Origin of the sequence: Paenibacillus sp. tmac-D7, from assembly GCF_006519665.1 — a bacterium.
GTDB classification, from domain to species: domain Bacteria; phylum Bacillota; class Bacilli; order Paenibacillales; family NBRC-103111; genus Paenibacillus_G; species Paenibacillus_G validus.
In genome coordinates this window covers 96396-121802 of record NZ_VIDW01000002.1, presented here as the reverse complement: position 1 = coordinate 121802, position 25407 = coordinate 96396, and the positions used below count along the sequence as shown (strand labels likewise).

Sequence of the window (25407 nt, the reverse complement as noted above, 5' to 3'; positions counted from 1 at the left end):
GGAGGGATCATCGTGACGTTCGGCGCGCGTATGCTGAAAACCGGGATTGCAGTAACCGTTTCCTTATACATCAGTTCGTTTTTGCACATCTCTTCGCCGGTTATTGCCGCGGTGGCAGCCATTTTTGCGATGCAGCCGACGATTTATCGTTCCTGGCGCCACTTTCTTGAGCAGCTGCAGACGAATACGCTGGGCGCGGTGCTCGCGCTTGGGGCAGGTATGTATTTATCGAAAGACCCGTTCGCAATCGGGCTTATGTGCGTGCTGGTCATCATGATTTGCTTAAAGCTGAAAATGGAGGAGACCGTCGGGCTGACGCTTGTCACGGTCATTGCGGTCATGGAAGCATCCGGCCAATGGCAGTTTGCGTTGAACCGCTTTTTGCAAATATTGATCGGGATCGGAACGGCATCGCTGATCAACATTTTCTTCATTCCCCCGAATCCTCGGGAACAGTTCGTGGCGCAGATCGAAAGCGTGTTCGCGAAGCTTTCGCTGCTGCTCCGGACGGCCGTGTCCGACGAGCTGAAGGAGAGCGTGTTTCGCGACGAGAAGCGGAAGCTGGAGGACGCGCTCGGCGGAATCGAGGCCAAATTCAAGCTGCTCGAAGAGGAGTACAAGAAGCTGAAGGGCGCCAAATTCAGCAAAATCCGCGATCTCGTCGTGTACCAGCAGATGCATGCGACGCTGCGCAAGGGGCTTGATGTGCTCGAGGCAGTGGAGCAGCATTATTTTCAGGCCGACCGGAGCGAGGAGATTGATAAGGCCTTCGACCGGCATCTGGAGAAGCTCATTAAGTTTCACGAGCATGTGCTGCTGAAATTTGATGAAAAGCTGAAGGAAACCGAGCCGCCGGAAATCGAGCGCGTGGAAGCCGACAGCAACCGGTTTATGCGCGAAATGATGGCGGAGAACCGGGAGCGCCCGGACGAGGATTTGCGCTTGGCAATCGTGGCTGCGTCGCTCTTCGATTACGGCTACCAGATCGGCAGGCTCGACAAGCTGGTGGAACAATACCACCGGGGCTCGTAACAGTGAAGGGGCAAGAGGAAAGTTCCCGGATTTCTCTCTTGGCGGATTTATTCTAAACTGGTGCATTCCCGCAGATAAGCGCCTATAATGATCTGTATGTATCACGAATCGATGTTATCGTGACGGATCTTTTAATCGGGAGGTCCTTTTCTTTGACTGTTTTCTTATCGATCGATCAATTATCCAAACGCCGGCACGAAGCCCCCGACCGTTATTTGTTTCAAGGGATTACCGCAGAGGTCCATCGCGGTCAGCGGGTAGCCTTGCTCGGCGTGTCCGGGCAAGGCAAAACGACGCTGCTGCGTATCATCGCCCGGCTGGACGCCATGGACGAAGGCGGTCTATCGCTGCACGGTCAGCCAGCCGACAATTGGAAGCCGCAGGAATGGAGAGCTAAGGTGAGCTACGTTGCGCAGCAGGCCGTGATGTTGACCGGAAGCGTCGAGGACAACCTGCGGACGGTCAGCCGCTTGCACGGCACCCCGTTTGACCGGGAGCTTGCCCGCACGTGCATGGAGGCATTAGGCCTCGGAGCTCTCGCCTGGAGCAAGCCGGCGTCCGAGCTGTCCGGCGGAGAGAAGCAGCGCACTGCCCTGGTTCGTACGCTGCTTGCCCGTCCCGACGTGCTGCTGCTGGACGAAGTGACGGCATCCCTGGATCCCGGCAGCAAACGCGCCGTCGAACAGTGGCTGAACGCGTGGTCGGAGCGGGAGGGCACCGCCTGCGTCTGGATCACGCACGATTTGGAGCAAGCGAAGCAAGTCAGCGATCGCGTCTGGTTTATGGCCGATGGACAGCTGCTGGAACAGGGCGATACGGCGTCGTTCTTCCGGCAACCGGAAACGGAACCGGCTCGTCGCTTCATCGAGTGGCCTGCGGCCGGAAAGGATGAAGCGAATGTCTAACGCCGCGCTTGCCTGCACCTTGATCTTCGTGGCGGTGACAATGGTTCTATCCATTCGCCAGAAGCTCGGATTGGAGAAAGAAATTGCGATCGGCACGATTCGTTCCGCCGTTCAACTGCTTGCCATCGGTTATGTGCTGCACTTCGTATTCGATTCGCGGCATCCCGCGCTCATCGTGCTGCTCGTGCTGATGATGATCGGCGTAGCCTCATGGAATGCCGGCGGACGGGCCAAACGGCTGAAGGGCTTACGCCTTCGGATCGCGGCGGCGATCGGCTGCACTGAAGCGGTTACGATCGGATTGCTGCTCGTGCTGCGCATGATTGAACCGACTGCCCAATACATAATCCCGATCAGCGGCATCACGATCGGCACCGCGATGATCGTATCGGGCTTGTTCTTGAGTCAAATGAAGCGCGAGATGGAGACGTCGCGCGGTGAGATGGAGACGCTGCTCGCCTTGGGAGCTACGGCCCGGCAGGCGGTTCAAGGCTCGCTGAAGCGTGCGGTTCGCGCCAGCATGATTCCGACGGTGGACGGGATGAAAACCGTCGGACTGGTACAGCTCCCGGGGATGATGACCGGCATGATCGTAGCCGGGGCGGACCCGATCGAAGCGGTGCGCTACCAGGTGCTGATCATGTTCATTCTGGCTTCTTCGGCCGCATTGACAGCGATGCTGCTCAGCCTGATCAGCTATAAGTTATGGTTTACCGCCGACTCCCGGCTTAGGGTCACGGAGGATGCGAATCGTTAAATATCGAAAGCCAGCTGCACCGGACGTTGTTCGGTGTTTTTTGCGTTGTCAGGGCTCGGACTAGTATGCTGACCCGACAGCGGTTTATAGGCCGTTAGCCCGTTCGATTGCAGCAGGCGGTCCAGCCGTTCCATAACCTGCTCGCGGTATGGCTTCGGCGCCGACGGCGAGCCTGCATACAGCTGCGCATACCGGCTTACTAGCGGAGCGTAATGCAGGCGAAGCGAATGAAAAAACCATGATTTCACCGCGGCGGTGTTCAAGCGGAGGACGGAGCCCATTACGAAGGTGGCGCCGCTTTGCGCGATGCGCCCGACGAGCGGCTCCAATTGCTCGGCCCCGTCCGTGATCCAAGGCAGCATCGGCGCCAGAAACACGCCGGCGTCCACGCCATGCTCCCGCAAGCGGCGCACCGTGTCCAGTCGCGGTTCGGGCGCGGGCGACATCGGCTCGAAGCTGCGCCATACCGATTTGTCCAGCGTGTTCACGCTTACGTTCACGGTGCAGCCGGGAATTTTCCGCAGCAGGTCCACATCCCGTAAAACAAGGGGGGAACGGGTTGTAATGCTGGCCGGAATATGATAGGCGGCCAACACTTCAAGGCATTGGCGCGTAAGCTGCTCGTTCTTCTCGAGCGGCTGATAAGGATCGGTGGCGGTCCCGATCGCCACTTTGCCGATGCGGCTTCGTCCGTTCTTCTGGCGAAGCATGCGTTCCAGCTGCGATTCCAGCGCCGCGGCCGCATTTTGCTTGAACAAGATATGGCGTTGGAAGGTATCGTCCGTATCCAATCCCAGGAATGTATGAGTTGACCTGGCATAACAGAAACTACAACCGTGCTGGCATCCGCGGTACGGGTTAATCGACCAGTCGAACGGCATCGAGGGACTTTTGACGGGATTCAAAACCTGCTTCGCGTTTATCGGCTCATAGTTCGCTCTCATATCGTACACCTCGAAAGGAAGGATTGACAAGAACATATGTTCTTATTTTTATCATATCGCAGCTTTACTTCCTTTGCAACAAGAACTGCAAAACGGTAAGGAGGATGGCAGAATGGCCAGAAGAAGAAGCAGAAGAACCGTTGTGCCCGGGGCCGGTTACGCCCTGGACCAATTCAAGGCCGAAGTGATGCGCAGGGAGGGATACAGCACGAATTCCGCGCAACCGGACAACGTCAAGTACGAGGTGGCCCGATCTCTCGGCATCCCGCTCCAACCGAACGGCAACGGCCATTTGTCTACGGAGCAGGCCGGGCAAATCGGCGGGCAAATCGGGGGCGCGATGGTGCGCGAGATGATCCGGATGGCGCAGGAGCGGCTGGCAGGAAAATAAACGGTTAGCGCCGCGATGATCAAGAAGCACACCTCCCGGGCGGGAAGGTGTGCTTTGGTGCGAAACACCTGTTCGTTACAATTACGCAGGGCACGAGCAGCTTGCATTTACGACCGCTTACTGCTGCGAATGCCGGGCATCGTATTCGTCCGAATATTCGGCAAGCGACTTGATCTTACCGTGGGGATGCGGGGACTGCTTGCGGATTTTCCACTCGTTTTCCTGGCGGCGTTTGGAATGGCTCATCTTCTTTCACGTCCCTTCTCGGATATAGAAGCAAGGTGCTGCCTTTTTAGGATGGCGGGAGGGCCGGTCCTTTATTCTTCATAAACTCCGCAAACGTTGTTGTAATCTATGCTTTGATCCGTTAAAGTGAAGATTCAGGGGGTAGAAGGAGCAACGGGGACGGAGGCTGGAAAGTGAGAACGTTTTTTTGGACAGGATGCATATCGTATTTGCTCATCGGCTTGGCGCATGTCATTATCGGCGCTTTAATGCCCGAGCTGCTTGCCCATTACAGGAAAGATTACAGCGCGGGGGGACAACTCGTCGCCCTGCAATTTTTCGGATTTTTAATCGGCGTGTTAGCCGGTCCGTGGTTTAGTCAGAAGCTGGGCAAGCGGGGCGCTCTGCTGGTTAGCCTGTTCTGCATGGCCTTGGGCGAAATGGTCTTCTTTACGCTGCCCCCATGGGGAATCGTACTCGCCATCGCTCCGCTCGCCGGCTTCGGATTCGGTATGGTGGAGACGATCATCGGCGCCGTCGTGATCGGGCACTTCGAAGAATCGCGCAAGACGGTCGCCATGGCCCGCATCGAAGTGTTCTTCGGCGTCGGCGCCCTGGTCATGCCTTTGCTGGTGTCGTTGTTCATCGCCGCAGGCTGGTGGCGGGGGTCATTTCTCGCCTTAAGCCTGCTGTCGCTGCTCGTCTTCGTGTTATGGGCCGTGCTGCCGCTCGGGCGAATGTCTGCTGTGATGGCGAAATCGGCGTCGAACGCCGTGCAGGCGGGCGCCGTGCCTTCGTTCAAAGGTCTTCCCGGCGGTTTGATCGGGCTGTTGACTTTGTTTATCGTCATCTTTGCTTTATATGTCGGCGCGGAGATGAGCGTCGCGAATTTCCTGCCGTCCATTATGATTGAAAATGTCGGTGTGAAGCCGGAGATCGGCGCGCTTTCCGTCACCTGCTTCTGGGGCGCGATGGCGGTCGGACGGCTGTTCGCCGCCCAATTGGCCGGCCGCTGGGGAAAAGCCCGTTACCTGCTGGTCAGCTGCGCCAGCGGGGCCGCCGTCTTAAGCTTATTCGCCATGGCCGATACGGTGTTCTCGAGCTATGCGCTGGTGCTGCTGCTGGGGCTATTGATGTCGGGCATGTTTGCGGTTGCGCTCGTGTACGCGAATGGATTTTTCCCGGGCATGGAAGAACGGATAACCAGCATACTGATCGCCTCCGGCGGCGTGGGCGGGGCGCTCATCCCGCTGCTGACCGGGTGGTGTATGGACCAACTGTCCGTATCGGTTGCGTTATGGGTGCTCGTGACGCTCTATGTGCTGCTGCTGGCCCTGGTGTACGGCGCATCCCGGATGCGGTTCCGTGCGAAGGCGGCGAACGTTTCGAGTCCCCGCGTGTAAGCGGCCGGGACTTGAATTTTACCCGTGTAACGGAATGGACACAGCGAAATACCCTTTCAACCGGAGCCGCAGGTTGAAAGGGTTTCTTGTTGTTGACACCATAAGGGAAGCGGGTGTAAGCTGCGGCCGAAGCTGTCCGTCGAGACGGCGGCGAAGAACTTCGCAGACACAGCGGCACGCAGTTCGACGCCCAGGTCTCCGAAGCGCTGCAGAACGTGCTTGTCCGCACCGGGAAGCTTCCGTCCGCGGAGCACGCACCGTCCGGCTCGCGCGGCGCAGCGTTACCCCAATAACCAGGAAAGCCCGGATTCGCGCATCTGCGCGTACTCCGGGCTTTTTATTGTGCGGTTTTGCCGACCGGCGAGCGCAGAACAAGAACGGCCGAACGAAATCGGGCGCCAACGTTCCGCTATCCTATGAATCCTTGCGGTCGAGATGTAAATCTTGCAGCGTATATTGATGGTTCCAAAGAAATTCCATATCGTATTCCGTCGTATCGCGCAGAATGAATTCAAGCAGCATCATCGCAAACGCGAGCGTAATGGAGGCGAACAACATGAGCCACATCAAAAATTCGATAAGCTGGGCCATTGCAAGCAGCTCCTTCCCTTTCCCGGATGCTATCATTCTATGAACGCATCACACAAAAGATGATAAGGAAGGACGCTAAATTTAAGCGCTTTATCGAGCGGTTTCACCCCGGCTTCGAGACGCTCTATAACGTTTCCGTGTCGCTTAGTATGTTCTTGAAAATTCGCGTCAAATACTTCACGTCCTCATCCGATAGCTTGCCGAAGTAACCTTCCACCACTTGCTTGCGGTGCTTCTTCAGCGATTCGGTAATCGTCCGCCCTTGCTCCGTTATTTCCAGATAGACGACGCGGCGGTCTTCCTCCGAACGGGTCCGTTTGGCGAAACCGCCGGAGATGAGCTTGTCCGACAACGAGGTGACGGCGCCTGCCGTAATCCAAAGCGCGTCAGCGATTTGCGAAACCTTCAACGGTCCTTCGTTCTCCAATTTTTCTAGTATGATGCCTTGTGAAGCGGAGACCCCTTGAATTTCAAAGCGGTTCCAGCTTCCTCGAATTCTGCGCATTAATTGGCGAAACGTTACTTCCAGTTCGTACAAATCTTGACGGTTTGGCATGGGAACCCCCTGTATAAACATAAGAAATCAACGGGTAAAAAAGCCCGCTGCAGGATAATACGCAAGAACTGGCGGCAGGTTTCAAAAAAGTTGCTGCCGATCATGAATATTTTAATTGACGGTACAAATTTCCTGTGATATTTTACAACTAAATGATTTCATACATAAACTATTTTATCCTAAATATTTTAGAGGAGGGAACTGTTTGGCTGAAGCGGATCATCGCATCAAACAATTCGAGGAGCTTCTGCATGTCGTACTCCGGCAAACCCGGAAGTGGGCGGTCCCGCCCGAACTGTCCAGACAGCAGGTCGTTCTGCTGCAAACCTTGTACCGTAAGCGGCGTGCCGCGGTGAACGAGCTGGCAGACGATTTGCAGATTTCGGCGAGCGCGACGACGCTGGCTGTGAATCGGCTCGAGCAGACCGGTCATATCGGTCGAACCCGTGACCAAGCCGACCGCAGGGTCGTCTGGCTGGAACTGACGGAGATGGCGGAACGGCAGGTCGAGCAAGTTTGGCAATGTAAACGGCAATTGCTGACACAGTTGCTCAGCAGCTTGCCGGAGGAGGAACAAGAGCAGTTCATGTATCTTCTTCATAAAATGACATCTTCATTACAAGATACGCGACAAGATATGCGATAAGGGTTGAAGGGAGCTCGACAAGATGAAGAAAAAAGCGGTGCTTCTTACCGTGTTGGCCGTGCTGCTCATCGGCGGCGGTGCTGGCGGTTATTACTATTACCGGGAATCGAGCAAATACATAAGCACGGAAGATGCGAAGGTACAGGGCGATCTGCGGGCGATCGGTTCACTGTCTGCGGGCAAATTGCTGGAGTGGCGTTATCAGGAGGGCGAGGCGTTCGCTAAGGGCGACGTGCTCGGGATCGTGGAAACGTCCCCGTCGCGCGGAAATTCACCGGCCACTACAACGGAAATCGTCGCTTCCGAGCAAGGGACGCTCATTCAATCGAACGCCGTCCAGAACCAAACGGTGGCCCCTGGCGCAACGCTGGCGATGAGTGCGGATTTGAACCGCTTGTACATCACGGCCAATCTGCAGGAAACCGATATTACGGAAGTGCAGGTCGGCAATCGGGTAACCTTTACGATCGATGCGTTCAAGGATGTAACCTTCACCGGGCGCGTAGAGAAAATCGGGCTGGGGACGAACTCCTCCTTCTCGCTGCTGCCGTCCTCGAATACATCAGGCAATTATACGAAAGTCATTCAACGCATTCCGGTTAAAATCAGCATCGACGATTATCAAGGCAAGCGGCTTATTCCCGGTTTGAACGCGACGGTGAAAATCGAGAAATAGCAACAGACACGTGAGCGGTAAGGGGGAAGCAGACGATGAGCGCTCAGAATGAACAGGAGAATAAAGGGGGTAAGGCGCCCCAAGCCGCCGCCAAATTACCTGGATTCGCGATGGTGGCGCTAATTCTCGGGGTGTTTATGGCCGTCCTCGATACAAGTATCGTCAACGTCGCCATTCCGAAGATGATGTCCGTCTTCGGCGTGAACCAGTCGCAAATCGAGTGGGTGGTTACCGCCTATGCGTTGGTGAGCGGGGCTTTGGTACCGGCAACCGGGTTTTTGGGCGATCGTTTCGGCTATAAGAAAATGTACGTGATTTCGCTCGCTATTTTTACCATCGGTTCGGGGCTTTGCGGCATCGCCTGGAGCAACAACGCGATGATCGTATTCCGGATCGTGCAAGCCGTTGGCGGCGGCGCGATGATGCCGATCAGCATGGCGATGATTTTACGTATGATTCCGGTGGAGCGCCGCGGTATCGCGATGGGCATGTTCGGGATCGCGATTATGTTCGCTCCGGCTACCGGTCCGACGTTGTCCGGTTACATCGTCGAATATTTGGATTGGCGGCTCATTTTTACGATCAATGTGCCGATTGGCATTTTGGACTTATTTTTATCGGCAGCTTTCTTAAGGGAGTTCAAATCGGAAGTGAAACGGCGTTTCGACCTTGCCGGCTTTCTGACCTCCAGCCTCGGACTCGCTTCGCTGCTCTACGGGGTCGGGCTCGTGTCAGAGAAAGGCTGGACGGATCACGAGGTGCTCGCCTTCGTCTTGACAGGCCTTGTCTCCTTGATCGCATTCATCACGATTGAACTCCATGTGAAGGACCCGCTGCTTGACTTGAGCTTGATGAAAAACTGGACGTTCACGCTCACCGTGTCGATCTCGAGCCTCGTCACCGTCATCATGATGGGCGTGTTATTTTTGCTGCCGATTTTCCTGCAAAGCGTCTCCGGCCTATCTGCCGTCCAAACCGGCTTGCTGCTGCTGCCGCAGGCGCTCATGTCGGGGTTCATGATGCCGATAGCGGGAGCGTTATACGATAAAATCGGGGCCAAAGCGATTGCGGTTATCGGCATGCTGATCACGGCTTATGCGTTGTATTTGACCTCGCAGCTCAGCATGGAAACGTCGCACGGCACGATCGTCTTCTGGATGTGCCTGCGGGCCGCCGGAATGGGCTTGATGATGATGCCGATGCAAACGGCGGGGATGAGCACGGTGCCGATGGACAAAGTCGGGCAAGGAACCGCGCTGTCCAATACGATCCGTCAGGTCAGCGGTGCGTTCGGCATCGCCTGGTTGTCGATGCTGTTCACGGACCGCCGGAATTTCCACAGCGCGAGCTATGCGGAGCAGCTTAATATGTTCTCTACTTCGGTGACGGATCAAATCAACCGGCTGCAGAACTCGTTCGTGGCGCTCGGGCAATCGGCGTCGCAGGCCAGGGCCAGCGCGCTCAGCTACGTGGCCGGGCAGGTGCAAATCGAAGCGACGATCACGGCGCTGGACGACGTGTTTATTTTAACGGCGGCTCTATCGCTGGTGGCGCTGGCGCTGTCGCTGTTGATCAAGGAAAAGAAGCGCAAAGGCGAACCCGGCATGCCGATGATGGGCGAATAACGGGAAGGCCGACAGGAACGGAACAGGCGAAGCAAAGGAGCGAATCTGGAGATGGCACAATCAACGAATCATAAACAAGCCGCGTCGCGAGCTATGCTGGCGGTACTCATGGTCTTGCTGACCGGAGCTGCCGCAGCGGGCTGCTCGAACGCTTCCGCCGGATCGGACGGAGCGAAGATCGTCACGGTAGCGCGGGCGGCGACGGCTGAGATCGACGGCAAGCTGGAGCAGGAGGCCGACATCGTCGCATCCTCGCAGCTCAACATCATCTCCAAGCTAGGCGGGGACGTCGTCGAGGTATTGAAGAAGAAAGGCGATAACGTCAACCGCGGAGACGTGTTGTTCAGACTCGATGCCTCCGATATGGAGCGCAATCTGGAGAAGACGAGGCTATCCGGCGAAAATTTACAAGCGCAGCTCGATAAGAACGCAGCCGAGTTATCGACGAACAAGCAGGTGCTGCGCAATACGGTCGAGAAGCTGAGCCTGCAAATTGCCGATATCGAGAAGTCGTACAACAGTGTGAGGAACGATTACGACGCGGGAACGGCGACGAAGGCGCAGGTCGACAAAATCGAGACGCAATGGAAGGCGGCCCGACTTGACCTCGATACGGCGCAGAAGCAGCTTGCGGGGCTCGAATCGACCGACCCGCTTGCGCCGCTGCGGATTCAACTCCAGAGCGCTGAGCTGTCGATGAAAGATATCGAGGATACGTTAGCCGATGTGGAAGTGAAGGCGCCGATCGGCGGCATATTGACCGAATTGACGCCCGAGCCGGGAATGACGGTGCCGCAAGGGTTTGCCGCCGGTGTGGTGCAGCAGCTGGACCCGATCAAGATCCATGCCGACGTGACCGATCAAGCGGTCAAGCAATTGGCCGGCCGGAAGGAAGTGACGTTCACGCTTCAAGGCTCGGCCGACAGCTTCACCGGCACCGTAACCTACTTGGCCGATGTCATGAGTCCGTCTAGCAAGACGTACGTGCTGGAGCTGAGCGCTCCGAATCCCGACCGCAAGCTGAAGCCGGGGATGCGCGTGAAGCTGCAGCTTGGCGACGACGGGAACCGGCAAGCGCTCACGGTCCCGTCCGCAGGCATAGTGAAGGAAGGCGTCGACAACTACGTGTTCGTGTTGGTCGGCGATCATGTCGAGAAGCGGAGCGTTACGCTCGGGCGCAGTTCGGATAACGGCCGCGAGGTGTTGAGCGGCTTGAAGGAAGGCGAGCAGGTGGTCGTATCCGGTCAGCAGGGTCTGAAGGATCAAGATAAAGCGGTTATACGCAATTGAGAAAGAGATTGAAGTATTGGATTGAAAACATCAATAAAATGAACTGAAATTTGATAAAACCGAGCGAAGGGAGCGCCGGTCGGAAGAAGAAGACTTCAAGATCAGAGCAGAGGGAGAAGCCGGTGAAGCATTACATAGGTGTCGGTATTGGTGGAACGAACATGGTCATCGGCGTTGCGAACGAGACGGGGGCCACGGTCAGCCTGGTAAAAATCGCAACGGACGCGCAGCGTGGGGGCGCGGATGGGGTCGTGCTGTGCAGGCGGAAGCGATCGTCCGCCTGCAGCAGGAGACGGGCTTGGCGCCTGAAGGCGTCGGCATCGGCATCGGCGTACCGGGCTTCGTTGACCATGTGACGGGGACGAGCGTCTTTGCCGCCAACCTCGGCTGGTGCGGCTTTCCGCTGGCGGCGCGTTTGAGCCGGGTGCTCGGCGGGCTGCCGGTATTCGTCAACAACGACGTGCGCATGTACGTAGATGGGAGAAGCGACTGGCGGCGTCCCCGCCTTGCCGCAAGCTTTTGACAACTTTTAGACAGATTCGGCAAACGGTTGTCCCGCTTTCGCTTTCATGTTAACCTTGGGAAGGCGAGATGTTTGGAATGAGTCGGATTTGGGAGCGTGAACGACCCTTGACGTACGATACGATATTTTGGGTAGTGATAGGAGCCGGCTTCGTGTTGACGGGGCTTGTCGGCATTTTATTGATGTGGAAAACAGGCCTTCTCCTGCTGTCCTTCCTGGCAGGCTCGGCCGTCAATATAGCGATTACCGCTTCAGCCGTCTGGTGGTGGGCGTCGGTATTCCCGGGAACGGAGCAGCACTTCGCCCGCATGTTCGGCATTTTCGGCTTAGGGGTATCCTTTGTCAACAACGAAGTGCTCTTGTTTTTTGCACAGCTGGCGATGAAGAAGAAAATAGGCGGCGATCCGCCCCGGGAGGAATATGTCGATTTCGACGATGAGGATTAAGAACAGGCCCGGCTCCGGCCCTTGTAATGATACCTTGTAACGAAACTGTAATCTGTTTATAACAGGTCGTTAATGTAACCCGGCTATACTAAGGAAGACCCCCTTTTTAAAATATATATTCCTTTGACGCCTGCCATCCTCGGATTGCGGGTTTTTTGTTTGCTGTGCATAAGGGGCGGCCGGCAGTGGGACACTGTTGAGGACGAAGGCTCTCATAAGGGAGGTATGGCCGTTGCACGACGTGAAGAATGCCGAATGCAAACGCGTGCTGGAGCGAAGCGATCGGCTTTGCGCCGATGTGGAGGTATCCGTAGAAGGCGAAAAGTCAACCTATGTGGCGCTTTTCTCAGACTCGAAGGATAACGATTTTGATATGGTGATGCTGTTGAAGAAGGACGCTGACAGCGATATCGATTGGTATGATAACGATCTGCATGCGGCTTACGTAGATGTGACCGAATCGCTGTTTCAGGATAAGCACGGCGAAACGCACTGGGGCGCCCGGGAAACGTTCAAGGAGCAGGTGCTCAGCTTCGGCACCGTACGGGCAGATGTACGCCGCATGCTGGAAGAAGCGAAGAAGCTCAAAGTCGAAGCGTGAACGAACAGGAAGGAGCACCGGTCTTGGCGACGGGTGCTCCTTTTTTTGCCGGGCTTTATATGGCGTTTATTTGCGCTTCGGTTTGTTCGGCGACTTGGTCCCGGGCTTGCCTTGATGGTGGTTCGTCCGGGCCAAGTAAGCTCGTTCCTGACCGTCCCAGCGGACATTGGCGATGAGAAATCCGATAATCCCGAATACGATCAGGCGAACGGTCAGCCAAGACGTAAGCATCGTATGCTGCGTCATCCATTCTATCGCCGTGAACAGCACGGTCAGGGAAACGCCCCACAACAAGACGCCTCGAAACATCACATATTTGGCCTTGCCCATTTGTCTTGTTTTACTCCATTTGACTGCGGCGCTTTCATTCATATCGCGTCGTCCCCCTGCTTCGTTCGTATGGTAACAATCATTGACAACTTATGGTACAATCGGCTATAAGCGACTCGGCCGCCATCCTTTTTTCCGGAATGCGGCGCGGTCACGATAGACGAAAGGAAGGCATGCCTCTTGAGCAAAGTTCTGATTTTTTCCTTACTATGGTGGTTAACAGGAAATCCGTTCGTAGCGCTCCTTGTGCTCCTGATCGTTCTATACGTCTTGGAGCGGCGCTTTATCGGGCTGACGCCCAGCTTGTTCAAGCCGCTGCAGCGAATCCGCCGGCTCAGCCGATTGCGCGACGAGCTGCGCATGAGTCCCCATCACACGTCGACGAAGCTGGAAATCGCCCGTATTTATATGGAGCAGAAGAAGTACGACGCTGCCTTCGAGCTGCTGGAAGATGTACGGCGCATCATGGACGATTCGGCGGATGTGCTCAGCGAATCGGGCATCTGCCAATTAAAGCGCGGCCACCGGGAAGACGGCGAAGCTTTAATCCGGCGGGCGCTGGACATCAATCCACGCGTGAAGTACGGCGAGCCGTATTTGCGGCTTGGCGAGGCTTACGCCGCAACCGATCCCGAGAAAGCAGTCGGGTACCTGGAGAAATTCCGCGAAGTGAATTCCTCTTCTTGCGAAGCCTACTACAGGCTCGGGCTGCTGTATAAGGAGCTCGGGCGCGAAGAAGAAGCCCGCCGTGCGTTCCGGGAGACGGTGGAACTGTACCGGGGGCTTCCCAAATACAAACGTCGCTTCGAGCGGCGCTGGGCGCTGCTCGCCAGGTTCAAATCGTAATGGCGCCCGCAGCGGCCCGAGGCGCGGCGACTCTTGCCGGCGAGTAAGGCGTGAGATCGACTTCGGTCGGACGGTCTTGCACGAGCTGGGCGATCAGCTTGCCGGTGACCGGAGCGAGCAGGATGCCGTTCCGGTAATGGCCGGTCGCGAGCAGCAGACCCGGGGCGCCGTCCCAGGCGCCGAGGAACGGCAGCTCATCTTCCGTGCCCGGACGCAGTCCGGCCCAGGTGTTCACGAATTCGGCTTCGGCTATCCGCGGCAGCAGCGCCGCCGCTTTGTCGTACAGATCGGCAATGACGCGGGTTGTGGCACGTTTATCGAAGCCGACCTGTTCTTGCGTGGCGCCGATGATGTAGCTGCCGTCGTTCTTCGGCACGATATAACAGCCTTTGGTAAAGACGGTCGAGCGGATAAGCGGCGCTTCGGTGCGCACGGACAGGCATTGGCCTTTGACCGGGAACATCGGCAGCGTTAAGCCGAGCGGTTCGGTCAACGACGAGCTCCAGGCGCCGGCGGCCAGGACGACGAAGTCGGCCGTCAGCCCGCCTTCCGGCGTATGGACGCCGTTCACGCGTCCGCTGCCGGAGTCGGTCAGCAGACGGGTGACCGGGGTCCACTCGCGGATGCGGCAGCCTTGGCGTACGAGCGCGGCGCGCAGCGTCCGGGCCAGCCAGACCGGATGGACTTGATGGTCGGCATGCAGAAGCAACCCGCCGCGGACGGCAGGCGTCAGCTCGGATTCGAGCTGCAGCATCTCCTCCGGGCTCATCCATCGTGCATCGGACATCCACGTCAGCCGGCTGCGCAGTTCCGTTTCATCCTCTTCGGTTAATGCGGCTCTGACGATGCCTTCCGGTATATATTGCGGGGTGATGCCCGTCAACGCTTCCAGTTCTTCGGCCCAGGGGCGGTACAGCTGCTGGCTGGCGCGGCACAGCTCGTAGAATGGTCCCGGCTGATGGATTTCCACCTGCGCGCCCAGCATGCCGGCCGCGGCGGTAGAAGCTTCCTGGCTCCAGCCTCCTTTATCAAGCAGCGTGCAGGCGAAGCCCGCTTTGCCCAGCTCGTAGGCGATGGCGGCTCCGATGACGCCGCCTCCGACGATAATCGCCGAAGGGGCGTCCGGGCTAACAGGGGTACAATTTGAGACGGTGGTCATAGGAATCCTCTCCTTGGCAATTGCAATGGCTTCGTCCGATCGATCGCTTGCCGGAACAGCTCGATTTGCGCGCCGGGCTTCTCATGCAGGAACACGCCCGACAAAACCGCAACTCCGGCTGCGCCCGTCGCCAGCACCTCTTCGGCGCGCTCCGGCCGGATGCCGCCGATGGCGATCACAGGGATCGGCGACGCTTGTACGGCGCGCGTCAGCGCTTCAAGGCCGCGTCCCGCCAATCCCGGCTTCGAGCCGCTCTCGTAGACATGGCCGTAGAGGACGAAGTCCGCCCCTCCCCGGGCGGCTTCGACCGCCTCTTCCGGTGTGTGGACCGAGCGGCCGATCCGCATGCCCTGCGGCGCAAGCGCTCTCGCTTCGTCCGGCGACAAGCTGCCTCCGCCGAGCTGGACGCCGTCGGCTTGCACAGCCAGTGCCGCGTCCAAGCGGTCGTTCAGCAGGACGGCCGTATGCGGCAGCAGCGGCTTGAGGGTCCGGTACCAGCGAATGAGCTCGCGCGCGGAGCGGTGTTTCTCACGGATGTGCAGCACGTCGATCATCGCAACCGGACAGTCCCGCAGGATCGCGGCAACGTCTTCCAGCTCTTGGCGGCCGGTGGTGACCAAATGAAGTTCGTGCGTGCAGGGGTACGTCGGCATAGGGCAATCGAACCTTTCCGAATTTTCATCGTAGTTTCATCATAACGCTGGGGCTTTACGGCGTCAAAGCGTTTGTTCCACTTGTCAAAAAATGATCACGAAAACTTTGCTTTTCGGCTCGGATGACAGCCTTGACGAGGGAAGGCCCGGAGGTCTAAACTAATAGGAAGGATTGGGCGGAGAGGATTGAAGAGTCATGAAGGTACATAAAGCGTTAACGATAGCCGGTTCGGACAGCGGCGGCGGCGCAGGGATTCAAGCGGACTTGAAGACGTTCCAAATGCTCGACGTGTTCGGCATGTCTGCGGTCACGGCGATCACCGCGCAAAACACGCTCGGGGTTCACGGCATATACGATGTTCCGCTAGAAGGGATCGAGAAGCAGATCGACGCCGTCTTATCCGATATCGGAGCGGATGCGGCCAAGACCGGCATGCTGTCGCAGCCGGAAGTGATCGAGGTGGTCGCTTCGTGCATCCGCAAAGCCGGTTTAACGAAGCTGGTAGTCGACCCGGTCATGGTGGCCAAAGGCGGAGCCAGCCTGCTCGCTTCGAACGCGCAGAACGCGCTGCGGGACAAGCTGCTGCCGCTCGCGGCCGTCGTCACCCCGAACATTCCGGAAGCCGAAGTGCTGACCGGATTGACGATCGGTTCACTGGACGATATGAAGGAAGCGGCGCGGCAGCTGGTCCGGCAGCACGGGGCCGGCGCGGCGATCGTGAAGGGCGGGCACCGAAGCGGCGAGCCGACCGATGTGCTGTTCGACGGCGAGACGTTTCATCTGCTCGTTGCGCAGCGGTATGAGACGCGTCATACGCATGGAACGGGCTGTACGTTCTCGGCGGCGATCTGTGCGGAACTGGCGAAGGGACGCAGCTTGCTGGAAGCGGCGCATACGGCCAAACGGTTCATTACGCTGGCCATTCGCGATGAGTTGGGGATCGGCGGTGGACACGGGCCGACCAATCATTGGGCCTATTCCCGCGAGAACGCCTCCGGCCGGGCCTAGCACAGAAGGAGACCGATATGAGCTACGAATACTTGATGCAGGCAGTATTGTTAATCGTTCTTTTGATCGTCTCGTTCCCGGCCATCTTGTTATGGTCGAAATGGAAAAAGAAAAAGCGGGGATAAGCCATGTACTATGTCAATCAAGAACAAATCGACCTTCGGTTGTCGTTCATCCCGACGTTAATTCAAGCTTGCCGCGAACTGCAGGAGGCTCATTCGACTGCAGGCCCGGCTTCTGCAACGCTCTTGTTTCATTTGGCGCAGGAGCGTACGCTTCACTTGGCGATCGAAACGGTGACGGACATCGGCAGCTTGCTGATCGATGCTTTTATGATGCGCGATGCGAGCAGTTATGAAGACATCGTGGACATTTTGGAAGGAGAAGGCGTTGTTGAAGCTCCAACGGCCGGGACATTGAAGGCGCTCGTACAACTTCGCCGGCTGCTGGCTCAAGACTATGCGGACATCGTGCGGGATGGCTTACATCCGCTAGTCGAAGCGCTGCCTGAGGCGCTGGAAACGTTCGCAGAAGCCGTACCGGCTTTCATTCGCAAAGAAGTGCTGTAATCCGCAGGAGAAGGTAAGCGATTATCCGTGGTGAATAAGTGCGAAGCCGACGCGTCGGCTTCGCTTCTTTGTGTAAAGCGGGAACGCTTTCCTCCATTAGGATTTTATATACATAGTAGTATATTAATTTACTTATCGTGTAATTTCGTATACAATGAGGGTATTCATTGGCGTGTGGAATTTTATTTGTCGAATTGTCGAATAATGGCGACCTGCGTACGAAGGATGGTGAGACCGGATGAACCAAGAACCTGATGTTTCCACTAGAAAAGTCATCATCACCTTATTGAAAACCAAGGGTTCTATGAGTGTCGGCGATTTGTCGAAACGGCTCGGAATAACGGAGATGGCGGTCCGTCGTCATCTGAACACGTTGGAGCGGGACAGCTTGATCGAATCGAGGCTGGTTCGGCAAGCGATGGGCAGACCGACCCATTTATATTCGTTATCGGCAGCGGCCGACGAATTATTTCCTAAGAAATATCAGTTTCTCACCCTGGATTTGTTGGAGGAGCTGGAAGCCGTTTCCGGTCAGGAGCAGGTGAACTTGCTATTCGAGCGCCGCAAGGATCGGCTGATCGGTCGTTACGAGGAGCGGATGGCGGGCAAGCCTTTGACCGAGCGGGTGCTGGAGCTGGCGGATATTCAGAATGCGAACGGGTATATGGTTGAGCTGGAGGAGCAAGAGGACGGTACTTATTTGCTCCAGGAATACAACTGTCCGATTGCCCAGGTAGCTAATCATTACAATCATGCTTGCAGCTGCGAATTGGCGATGTTTCGCAATTTGCTGGGCGGAGAAGCGCACGTGGAACGAACCGAGTGCTTGGCCAAGAGCGGCAGCAAGTGCACGTATATCATTAAACCGAACTAATCATCATGAAACCCAAACCGCCCTATCCTGTTCGCGCAGGATGGGACGGTTTTTTTGCCATATACATCAAATCATTCGCGAAAAAAGAAGGCAGCCGCGTGACCGCCGCTGCAAATGGACCGCGGCATTCATCGGCGTTGGGGGAAAATACGAAGGGAAGCGAGGTCGAAACCCGACCCCGCTTCCCTTCATCGATTGCTACTGGCCCTGCTTGGACAGGCGAATCAAATCGTACACGTTCATCGGCTTATCCGTCGACTCGTCGTACAAATCGCCCTGCTTCACATGGTCGATATACAATACCCCGTCCAAATGATCGATTTCGTGCTGCATACACACCGCGAGATGTCCTTCGGCTTCGAGGATAGCCTCCTCGCCGCTGCGGGTCAACGTCTTTACTTTGATGGAAGCGGCCCGTGTGACAAACCCATATACGTTCGGGATGGATAAGCAGCCCTCGGCGCCTTCCTGGCTGCCTTTGCGTTCGATGATCTCGGGATTGATCAGCTCGATCAATCCGGTTCCGCAGTCCAGCACGGCTGCGCGCTTCGGTATACCTATTTGCGGGGCTGCCAAGCCTGCGCGGCCGGGTACGGCGTATAAGGTTTCACGCAGATCGTCGAGCAGCTTAATAGCGTTGGAATTGACTTGGACGATCGGCTTGCATTTCTCCCGCAAGACCGGGTCTCCGATATTGCGGATCATTTTCTCTGCCATGACTTCACCTTGTTTCCATTGTTGGTAAGCCCAGTATACACGATATTTGTGTCTTGGGAAAAGAGCGTAAGCACCGGATGCAGTTACCGAGGTTTATTCACTTCCCGGGTGTTCGATCCGCCCGTGCGTTGCGTCGTCGCAGCCGATTTGGTGACAGCGGGATCGATGCCGAATTTCGTACGCCATGCATTGTAAGTGGAACCGGTAACGGTGGCGAATGACGGATCTTGAGCCGGCAGCCCCAGCTGCGTACGGAGCGCGGCGACGGCTGCGGTAAGATCTTCTTCCTTCGGCACAATATACGGACTGTCCCAACGCCCGTCTAAATGAATAAATTCAAGCTGCTCCGGCTTCAGCTTCTGGAACGATAAGATGAACTTTCGCAGCGTGTCCACGGGGATATCGGTCTTGACGTTGCGGCCGGCAATCTCAAGAATACCGCCCCATTGGGTGATGCCGCCTAGCGAAGTCATCTGGGAGAGCAGCTTGTCGAGCACGAGCTGCTGTCTTTCGTTGCGGGCCGTATCAGACGATTCATCGGTGCCGCGATTCGATTTGCGGTAACGAAGGAAGTCCAGCGTTTCTTTGCCGCTCAGCGTTTGCAAGCCCTTCTTCAGGTTAATGTCGGTTCCGTCTTCCGTATCTACGTATCGCATATCCATATCGACGTTAACTTCAATGCCGTTCAATTCGTCAACGACTTCGCGAAACCCGTCAAAATCGATGACCGCCATGTAATCGATTGGAACGTTGAACATGTTGCTGTACAGCTGTTTGGTCTTCGACAGTGCGGTGTCTTTGTCCTGATTGTTATAGTACGCGTAATAATAATTGGCTTTATGACTCGGCAAGCCATACGCCTTCGGATTCATCTGCAGATCGCGCGGTATGGACACGATAGTGGCGGCACGTCGCTCAGGGTTTAGACTGACTAACATCAGCACGTCGGTGTTCATCGACCCGCCGCTGCCGTCGCGGCTGTCCACGCCCGCAAGCAGGAAGCTCATGGGCTTCATGAGTTGAGCGTCGACTATCGGGGCGGCGGCTTGCGCTGTTGAATTTCCGCTCGGCAGAGACATGTTCTCAAGGGCTGTGTCGGCTTTATATAGGAGGTAACCGGCGTATGTCAAAGCTCCGGCTCCGATGATAGCCAAGGAGATTAGCGTATTGCGGACCGTTTTGCGTTTAGTTGTTTTTTTTATTTTTTGGCGGGGCAGCATTCCATTTCCTCCCGGACAAGTTGTCGAATACAGTCAAAGATTAGACGCGCGTGCGGCTGAAAAAGTTTTAAAAAAGTATAATTTTCTACATTTGTTACCCGTTCTCATTCACATTCACACAAGTTGACAAGTGGTAAATGTAGGGGGATAATGGAAATATGCCTATCTTACTAAACTAAAGTATATTGAGTTTGGTAAGAATGAATAGTGTGCAGCCTGCGACTGCGGGTAGATCCCATGAAAGAGGAGTAGATGGATGATGTCTTATGAAGTAGCGATTATCGGAGCAGGACCGGCAGGAACAAGCGCAGCGTTATTTACCGCGAAAGCTGGGAAGAAGACGGTACTGGTGGATAACGATCAGAGCATCACCAAACGCGCTTGGATCGAGAATCATTATGGTGTAGCGGAAATTGCGGGACCGGATTTGGTGGACACCGGCAAAAAGCAAGCTGCCAAGTTCGGCGCAGAGCTCGTCCAAGCCAAAGCCGTACGGCTCGAGCAAGCCGGCGACGGTTTCCGTGTCGAGACGGAAAGCGGCAGCTTCGAGGCCAAACACGTTATTCTGGCAACCGGCCTGTCCGTTGAATTAGCGGAGAGCGTGGGCGTCCGGACGAAGCCGGGTACCGAGCCGCGCATCAAGACGGTCATCGATACACAGGCCGACGGTCGAACAAACGTGGCAGGCATCTGGGCGGCAGGCACGGTTGCGGGCGTCAGCGTGCATACGATCGTAACGGCCGGGGACGGCGCAAAAGTAGCGATCAATGTCATCAGCGAGCTGAACGGCGAACGTTATGTCGACCATGACGTGCTTAAAGCTTAAGCAATAAACGATTGGAGAATGCGGCCGAAAGGCCGTTTTTTTTTGCCCCAAAGTCCTTTTTTATTATACCTGATCATGGGGAGATCGAACAAACTTTCCATGCATGAGGAGCACCCGGACCTGGACTTTTTTCGCGGAAAGAGTGTCAAAACGAAAGTCGCCTACTTATACTGTAGTATCTCATAGGCATTCGTCTAGGAGCGGAAACGAACGGCGGAGGTGGGGCCCATGTGGTGGCAATGGGGGTTAGCGTTTTGTATGGTCGCGTTCTTGGCGGTTTCGGTAACGTTCATTCGCTTCTTGCTCTATACCCATGCGCTGCTGCGGCTGGGGGAATCGTCGATCGATCGTCTGCAGAAGCAAGCGCTGCATACGGTGCAAGAGTCGGAAAGGGTCATCGAAGCTTCTGTGACGCTCATTGACGATCTCCAGCATAAGCTGGATACGGTCGATGCCTGGTTTCAGGCGGCGAACGAAACCGGTGAAGCCGTGCGGCGGGTAACACGGTCCATTGGAGTCATTTCACAAACGGTGGAGGACACGGTATTGGAAGCTAAGCGGGCGGTACATAGCCGGCAAGACACCGTAAACGAACTGATCGAGTGGACGATGGCAGGTCTCGCTATCGCGTCGCGTTTCCAGGCTTCCAGACAATCCAAATCGAAGGAGTGACTTCTCATGGCAAGCGAAAACAAAGGCAAAAATTTCTTGGTAGGCGCGGTTGTCGGCAGTGTGTTAGGCGCGGTTACGGCATTATTGTTTGCACCGAAATCGGGGCGGGAGCTGCGTACCGACTTGGCGGAAGGGTATCAGCAAGTAAGTGAAAAATCACAGCAGGTGGCCGGAGAAGTAGGGGAGAGAACGAAACAGCTGGCGATTACCGTATCTGACAAAACGAGCGCTACGGCGAAAACGATCGGACGCCAAACGTCTGAATGGGCCGGCCGGGCGAAAAATCTCGCGGTTGTGGCCGGTAACGAAGTCAAATCGTGGAGGAAGGACAGCGACGCCAGCGAGGCGGTTCATGCTCCGGTCGCGGCTACGACAACGGAGCTGGAAGCCGAAGCCGATAGTCTGGAAGAAGCTGTATCGGACAAAATGACGGTGTAACCGCTATTGGAACGCGACAAAGGACTCGTGCTTTAGGCACGAGTCCTTCTCATGGTTCTTCTGGAAGATTAGTAGGCCCATATTGTACAGAGTACAATAACTAATAGAATAAATAGAATGAAGAAAAGCAAGATTGTACCCATTCTTGCCATCAGATCACCTATAGCGGACGATCCCGCCTATTCCTTTCATCAGAAGATGGTCATAACACCTAATGAAGTGACTAAGGGACGAGAGATGAATCCCCATCACCTCCCCCAAGATGTATACCTTACGCAGTCGCCATCCGCTGTCCGCAGCGTACGTCCGGAATACGGACTGGTAAAACTAATGTATGAATAGCTCGCTGCATCGGATTGGACAGTGTAAAGAATGTGTACTTGTAACGGGGACATGAAGATCTACCATTTAGAAGGATCGATCTTGCTAGGATCGAGACCTTGCCATATGTTCTTGATGTTGACATTCTCCGCCTCGCCGTCAAATACAAGCCAGGCTGTAGGCAAGTACCGTTCGCCATACTCGCTTGACGGCTTGTTCACGATTTTATTATCAACAACGAGTACAGTGGAAGAGCCGCCGTCCAAGTTAGCCGCCGTGATTGCGCCATGATCCAAAAATATGTTCTGAATGTCGTATAACGTGGCACCTATGCTGTGGGCAGGCTGTCTACCGTCAATGATGGCGAACATGATGGTGCCGTCCGCTTTCTGGGCCATCGCCGTTCGCGGGGCGATCCCCCAGCCGTCGGCTTGATTCTTGATCAAGCCGACGCCGTTCACGATAAACTTCGGAGCGAAGGTGACCGCTTCCTGAACCCCCATCTTGATGAGCTCGTTCGGCGAATATTTGCCCGCCACCATACGTCCTTCCTTATCGATGCCGACGATGTGGTTCGGCGTGTTCATATTGCCGTCGTTGTAGTAAATTTTCCCGCCGGACATGACAAGACCTGTCGGTTGAAAGCCGTTGCCCTTCCACTCGGGATCAACAAAACCGCCGGCATTCACACCGGCTTTAGCTCCGAGGCGTTTCACCATACTGGAAACTTTCTCCCCTTTGCCGGACGTTCCGGGGACTGCGATTCGCAGCGCTTTCGGATCGCTGACGATCAGCAGCTTGCCTTTAAAGTTCGTGCCTTGAATATCTTCAACTTCTATGATCGGTTTCTCGGGAGTTAGTACGTCATCTGACGCTTTGGGTCCGACGTTGACCAAGCCTTCATCCTTGACGCCGGAATAAATGTCAAACTGCGCCCAATAACGGTTTACCCGTCTATCCAGCTCCTCGCTGCCGATCAAATATTTCGCCCAGTGGCGATGCTGGGTCGTAATTAACGTATCAGCCATCATAAACCGAAGATTCGAGCCGGACTTCGTCAAGAAAAACCAGCAGCTGAACAGCATGCCAAACAATAGCAGCACAAACACCGTGTAAAAAAACAACGTTAGCGGAAAAGAAGATGCGCGCTTTCGGGATTTTTTCAGGGCGGGGGCAGGCGCGGCCTGTGCACGGGGACTGCTCGGTATACGCGCGGACATGGCTCCAATCCTTTCCTTCCAATCTTGGACCGTTCTGTAGCTTGTAAACGATTTCCTTTACATTACGACGAAAAAAAAAGAAAAAAGTTGCAATAAATTGCTACTTTTTTCTCAGTTTATATATAATTGTTTATTTTCTTTAATCATATATTCAAATTCGCTTGCCGGCATCGGCTTGCTGAAGACATAGCCTTGAATTTCATCGCAGCCCTGCGAGATGAGGAACTCCAGCTGATCCTGCGTCTCGACGCCTTCGGCGAGCGACTTGATCTTGAGCCGATGACTCATGGCGATCAAGGCGGTAACGATAGCGGCATTGTCTTCGTCCGAAGTGACGTCCCGGATAAAGGATTGGTCGATCTTCAACGTATGGACGCGGAATCGCTTCAAGTAGCTTAGCGATGAATAGCCGGTACCGAAATCGTCAATGGAAATACGGACGCCGAGCAATTTGAGCTTCTGCATCGTGTCAAGAATATAAGGGACGTTATTCATCGCGATATTCTCGGTAATCTCAAGGCAGAGCAGGTCAGGAGAGAGGCCCGATTCGTCCAAGGCATCCATGACGATTTGGACGAAGTTCAGCTGATGAAACTGAATCGCGGAGATATTCACAGAGACGACCAGCGGCGCATAGCCTTGACGCTGCCATTCTTTGTTCTGCATGCATGCTTGTTTGAGCACCCAATTGCCGATCGGCACGATCAAACCGGTTTCCTCGGCCAGCGGAATGAACTCGCCGGGTGAAATCATGCCCCATTCCGGATGAATCCAACGAACGAGCGACTCCATCCCGAACACCGTACCGTTCTTAAGATTAACGATAGGCTGATAGAACACGCGAAATTCTCCGCGCTCCAGCGCTTTGCGCAGATTGATTTCCATATTCAACCTGTGCAGCGAACGCTTGTTCATATCGGGATGGTAATAGTTGTATGAATTCCCACCTTTCTCTTTGGAGCGATACATGGCGATGTCCGCATTTTTGAGCAGGGTTTCCACTTCCGTGCCATCGTGGGGATACAAGCTGATCCCGATGCTGGCCGTTACGAATAATTCTTGATCCTCAATAACGAACGGTTCTTTCAACAAATCGGGAATGCCTTTGGCAAACTGGGCGGCTTCGTCGATATGAACGACATTGGTTAGCAGGATGATGAATTCATCTCCACCGAAACGGGCAACGACATCTTTATCTTTAACATAAACCTGAAGCTTGTGCGCCAAGCTTTGGAGGAGCTGGTCTCCTACATGATGACCGAGCGTATCGTTAATGACTTTAAACCGGTCAAGATCGAAAAAGATGACGGCCATCATACTGCCTGTTCGTTCCGCTTCCGCAAAGCAAGCTTTCAGTTTTTCGTCAAACATAAGGCGGTTAGGCAAATTGGTTAAGGCGTCGTGGTAAGCCATATGCAGGATTTTCTCTTCCGCACGTTTGCGCTCGTTCACGGAGCGAATCGTTGCATAAGAGCGAAGCAGCTGGTAATCGTTCGTTTCACTGACAATTTTCGTGAACAGCTCTTCGTAGAGTTGTTGATTTTGCCCAGCTTTCGAGCTCTCTGCCGTTTGGATAAGTCTCATAGCATTCTCAACATGCTCTTTATGGATCCTGGCCGCGGATGCAGTCTTGGCGTTCCTGCTTTGGTCTGAGCTGAAATAAACCTGTCCGCGCTTGTAATCATAGGCGTGGACGTGGTTCATATTTACGATATTGGCGCTGTCCAGCTGCCGAAATCCGTCCTCGAATAGCCATTCTTCTAAGTTGTCAAAAGAGAAATCAAGGTAATATTGTTCGTCTTTGGTGTGGATGATGATCTCACGGTCGCGCACACGGTCAATTTTGATGACATCGCCGGCATCGACCACGAAAACCTCGGACCCTCTCTTACCGTCGCGAGTAACGGGAATCTTCTGCATACAAGTTCAGCTCCGTAGGGGA

31 protein-coding genes are annotated in these 25407 nt (G+C 55.3%); 19 read left to right on the top strand and 12 right to left on the bottom strand.

Features of this window, described 5'->3' with window-relative positions; all coding sequences use genetic code 11:
- Positions 1-12: 12 nt before the first annotated feature.
- The 3 genes from FKP33_RS02105 to FKP33_RS02095 all read left to right on the top strand — a co-directional run bounded on the left by FKP33_RS02105 (position 13) and on the right by FKP33_RS02095 (position 2694).
- Positions 13-1032, top strand: a complete 1020-nt coding sequence (locus FKP33_RS02105; RefSeq protein ID WP_141333823.1) for an FUSC family protein — start codon at positions 13-15, stop codon at positions 1030-1032.
- Between the two features lie 152 nt (positions 1033-1184).
- On the top strand, positions 1185-1937 hold the full coding sequence (locus FKP33_RS02100; protein ID WP_141333822.1) for an ABC transporter ATP-binding protein: 753 nt from the start codon (positions 1185-1187) through the stop codon (positions 1935-1937).
- Positions 1930-2694, top strand: a complete 765-nt coding sequence (locus FKP33_RS02095) for an ABC transporter permease (protein ID WP_127606229.1) — start codon at positions 1930-1932, stop codon at positions 2692-2694. The genes FKP33_RS02100 and FKP33_RS02095 overlap by 8 nt, the downstream gene beginning before the upstream one ends.
- Here the strand turns inward: FKP33_RS02095 and FKP33_RS02090 are convergent.
- Positions 2691-3638, bottom strand: coding sequence for an SPL family radical SAM protein (locus FKP33_RS02090; RefSeq protein ID WP_141333885.1), 948 nt, complete (start codon positions 3636-3638; stop codon positions 2691-2693). The genes FKP33_RS02095 and FKP33_RS02090 overlap by 4 nt on opposite strands.
- Before the next feature lie 112 nt (positions 3639-3750).
- On the opposite strand from FKP33_RS02090, the gene FKP33_RS02085 reads away from it, so the two are divergent.
- Positions 3751-4029, top strand: a complete 279-nt coding sequence (locus FKP33_RS02085; RefSeq protein ID WP_127606225.1) for a small, acid-soluble spore protein, alpha/beta type — start codon at positions 3751-3753, stop codon at positions 4027-4029.
- A 117-nt stretch (positions 4030-4146) separates the two neighbouring features.
- Here the strand turns inward: FKP33_RS02085 and FKP33_RS27415 are convergent, their stop codons facing one another.
- A complete protein-coding gene (locus FKP33_RS27415) occupies positions 4147-4275 on the bottom strand; it encodes a DUF6254 family protein (protein ID WP_219996633.1) in 129 nt (42 codons plus the stop codon).
- A gap of 173 nt (positions 4276-4448) precedes the next feature.
- Here FKP33_RS27415 and FKP33_RS02080 point away from each other — a divergent pair, with 173 nt between their 5' ends.
- Positions 4449-5657, top strand: coding sequence for an MFS transporter (locus tag FKP33_RS02080; RefSeq protein WP_141333821.1), 1209 nt, complete (start codon positions 4449-4451; stop codon positions 5655-5657).
- Positions 5658-5713: 56 nt separating this feature from the next.
- Here the strand turns inward: FKP33_RS02080 and FKP33_RS02075 are convergent, their stop codons facing one another.
- The 3 genes from FKP33_RS02075 to FKP33_RS02070 form a co-directional block, all read right to left on the bottom strand.
- Positions 5714-5911, bottom strand: coding sequence for a hypothetical protein (locus FKP33_RS02075; RefSeq protein ID WP_054797694.1), 198 nt, complete (start codon positions 5909-5911; stop codon positions 5714-5716).
- Positions 5912-6071: 160 nt separating this feature from the next.
- Complete coding sequence (locus FKP33_RS26910) at positions 6072-6248, bottom strand: hypothetical protein (protein ID WP_164751755.1); 177 nt, start codon at positions 6246-6248, stop codon at positions 6072-6074.
- A gap of 124 nt (positions 6249-6372) precedes the next feature.
- The gene (locus FKP33_RS02070; protein WP_054797696.1) at positions 6373-6804 is read right to left on the bottom strand and encodes a MarR family winged helix-turn-helix transcriptional regulator; all 432 of its coding nucleotides are present in this window, start codon (positions 6802-6804) and stop codon (positions 6373-6375) included.
- A 205-nt stretch (positions 6805-7009) separates the two neighbouring features.
- Between FKP33_RS02070 and FKP33_RS02065 the strand changes: the two genes are divergently transcribed.
- The 7 genes from FKP33_RS02065 to FKP33_RS02035 all read left to right on the top strand — a co-directional run bounded on the left by FKP33_RS02065 (position 7010) and on the right by FKP33_RS02035 (position 12611).
- A complete protein-coding gene (locus FKP33_RS02065; protein WP_181410021.1) occupies positions 7010-7450 on the top strand; it encodes a MarR family winged helix-turn-helix transcriptional regulator in 441 nt (146 codons plus the stop codon).
- Between the two features lie 22 nt (positions 7451-7472).
- On the top strand, positions 7473-8126 hold the full coding sequence (locus FKP33_RS02060) for an efflux RND transporter periplasmic adaptor subunit (RefSeq protein ID WP_141333819.1): 654 nt from the start codon (positions 7473-7475) through the stop codon (positions 8124-8126).
- A 35-nt stretch (positions 8127-8161) separates the two neighbouring features.
- A complete protein-coding gene (locus FKP33_RS02055) occupies positions 8162-9751 on the top strand; it encodes a DHA2 family efflux MFS transporter permease subunit (RefSeq protein WP_141333818.1) in 1590 nt (529 codons plus the stop codon).
- A 51-nt stretch (positions 9752-9802) separates the two neighbouring features.
- Positions 9803-11041: an efflux RND transporter periplasmic adaptor subunit gene (locus FKP33_RS02050; protein ID WP_054797699.1), complete on the top strand. Its 1239-nt coding sequence runs from the start codon at positions 9803-9805 to the stop codon at positions 11039-11041.
- 256 nt (positions 11042-11297) lie between these two features.
- On the top strand, positions 11298-11564 hold the full coding sequence (locus tag FKP33_RS02045; RefSeq protein ID WP_141333817.1) for an ROK family protein: 267 nt from the start codon (positions 11298-11300) through the stop codon (positions 11562-11564).
- A 77-nt stretch (positions 11565-11641) separates the two neighbouring features.
- The gene (locus tag FKP33_RS02040; protein WP_230876126.1) at positions 11642-12010 is read left to right on the top strand and encodes a hypothetical protein; all 369 of its coding nucleotides are present in this window, start codon (positions 11642-11644) and stop codon (positions 12008-12010) included.
- Between the two features lie 241 nt (positions 12011-12251).
- Positions 12252-12611: a hypothetical protein gene (locus tag FKP33_RS02035; RefSeq protein WP_236595977.1), complete on the top strand. Its 360-nt coding sequence runs from the start codon at positions 12252-12254 to the stop codon at positions 12609-12611.
- 66 nt (positions 12612-12677) lie between these two features.
- On the opposite strand, the gene FKP33_RS02030 is transcribed toward FKP33_RS02035, so the two are convergent.
- Positions 12678-12983 (bottom strand): hypothetical protein, encoded by a 306-nt coding sequence (locus FKP33_RS02030; protein WP_230876125.1) that lies wholly within the window; start codon positions 12981-12983, stop codon positions 12678-12680.
- Between the two features lie 138 nt (positions 12984-13121).
- Here FKP33_RS02030 and FKP33_RS02025 point away from each other — a divergent pair, with 138 nt between their 5' ends.
- Complete coding sequence (locus FKP33_RS02025; protein WP_127606212.1) at positions 13122-13787, top strand: tetratricopeptide repeat protein; 666 nt, start codon at positions 13122-13124, stop codon at positions 13785-13787.
- On the opposite strand, the gene thiO is transcribed toward FKP33_RS02025, so the two are convergent.
- Both thiO and FKP33_RS02015 read right to left on the bottom strand, forming a co-directional pair.
- On the bottom strand, positions 13777-14946 hold the full coding sequence (gene thiO, locus FKP33_RS02020) for a glycine oxidase ThiO (protein WP_141333816.1): 1170 nt from the start codon (positions 14944-14946) through the stop codon (positions 13777-13779). The genes FKP33_RS02025 and thiO overlap by 11 nt on opposite strands.
- Positions 14943-15599 carry a thiamine phosphate synthase gene (locus FKP33_RS02015; protein WP_054797702.1) on the bottom strand — a complete coding sequence of 219 codons (657 nt, stop codon included), beginning with the start codon at positions 15597-15599 and terminating at the stop codon, positions 14943-14945. The genes thiO and FKP33_RS02015 overlap by 4 nt, the downstream gene beginning before the upstream one ends.
- A gap of 196 nt (positions 15600-15795) precedes the next feature.
- Here FKP33_RS02015 and thiD point away from each other — a divergent pair, with 196 nt between their 5' ends.
- The 3 genes from thiD (at position 15796) to FKP33_RS02000 (ending at position 18051) form a co-directional block, all read left to right on the top strand.
- A complete protein-coding gene (gene thiD, locus FKP33_RS02010; protein WP_127606206.1) occupies positions 15796-16608 on the top strand; it encodes a bifunctional hydroxymethylpyrimidine kinase/phosphomethylpyrimidine kinase in 813 nt (270 codons plus the stop codon).
- A gap of 128 nt (positions 16609-16736) precedes the next feature.
- Positions 16737-17177: a DUF86 domain-containing protein gene (locus tag FKP33_RS02005; protein WP_054797703.1), complete on the top strand. Its 441-nt coding sequence runs from the start codon at positions 16737-16739 to the stop codon at positions 17175-17177.
- 238 nt (positions 17178-17415) lie between these two features.
- A complete protein-coding gene (locus FKP33_RS02000; RefSeq protein ID WP_054797704.1) occupies positions 17416-18051 on the top strand; it encodes a helix-turn-helix transcriptional regulator in 636 nt (211 codons plus the stop codon).
- A 198-nt stretch (positions 18052-18249) separates the two neighbouring features.
- Here the strand turns inward: FKP33_RS02000 and def are convergent, their stop codons facing one another.
- Entirely contained in the window at positions 18250-18768 is a 519-nt protein-coding gene (def, locus tag FKP33_RS01995) for a peptide deformylase (RefSeq protein ID WP_054797705.1), read from the bottom strand.
- A gap of 83 nt (positions 18769-18851) precedes the next feature.
- Complete coding sequence (locus FKP33_RS01990; RefSeq protein WP_141333815.1) at positions 18852-19988, bottom strand: LCP family protein; 1137 nt, start codon at positions 19986-19988, stop codon at positions 18852-18854.
- A 259-nt stretch (positions 19989-20247) separates the two neighbouring features.
- Between FKP33_RS01990 and FKP33_RS01985 the strand changes: the two genes are divergently transcribed.
- The 3 genes from FKP33_RS01985 to FKP33_RS01975 all read left to right on the top strand — a co-directional run bounded on the left by FKP33_RS01985 (position 20248) and on the right by FKP33_RS01975 (position 21924).
- A complete protein-coding gene (locus FKP33_RS01985; protein WP_141333884.1) occupies positions 20248-20814 on the top strand; it encodes an FAD-dependent oxidoreductase in 567 nt (188 codons plus the stop codon).
- 228 nt (positions 20815-21042) lie between these two features.
- Positions 21043-21486: a DUF948 domain-containing protein gene (locus tag FKP33_RS01980; RefSeq protein ID WP_054800206.1), complete on the top strand. Its 444-nt coding sequence runs from the start codon at positions 21043-21045 to the stop codon at positions 21484-21486.
- A 6-nt stretch (positions 21487-21492) separates the two neighbouring features.
- Entirely contained in the window at positions 21493-21924 is a 432-nt protein-coding gene (locus tag FKP33_RS01975) for a YtxH domain-containing protein (protein ID WP_127606202.1), read from the top strand.
- Positions 21925-22325: 401 nt separating this feature from the next.
- Here FKP33_RS01975 and FKP33_RS01970 read toward each other — a convergent pair whose 3' ends face one another.
- Positions 22326-23465, bottom strand: a complete 1140-nt coding sequence (locus FKP33_RS01970; protein ID WP_141333814.1) for a phosphodiester glycosidase family protein — start codon at positions 23463-23465, stop codon at positions 22326-22328.
- A gap of 111 nt (positions 23466-23576) precedes the next feature.
- Entirely contained in the window at positions 23577-25385 is a 1809-nt protein-coding gene (locus FKP33_RS01965; protein ID WP_141333813.1) for an EAL domain-containing protein, read from the bottom strand.
- Positions 25386-25407 lie beyond the last annotated feature (22 nt).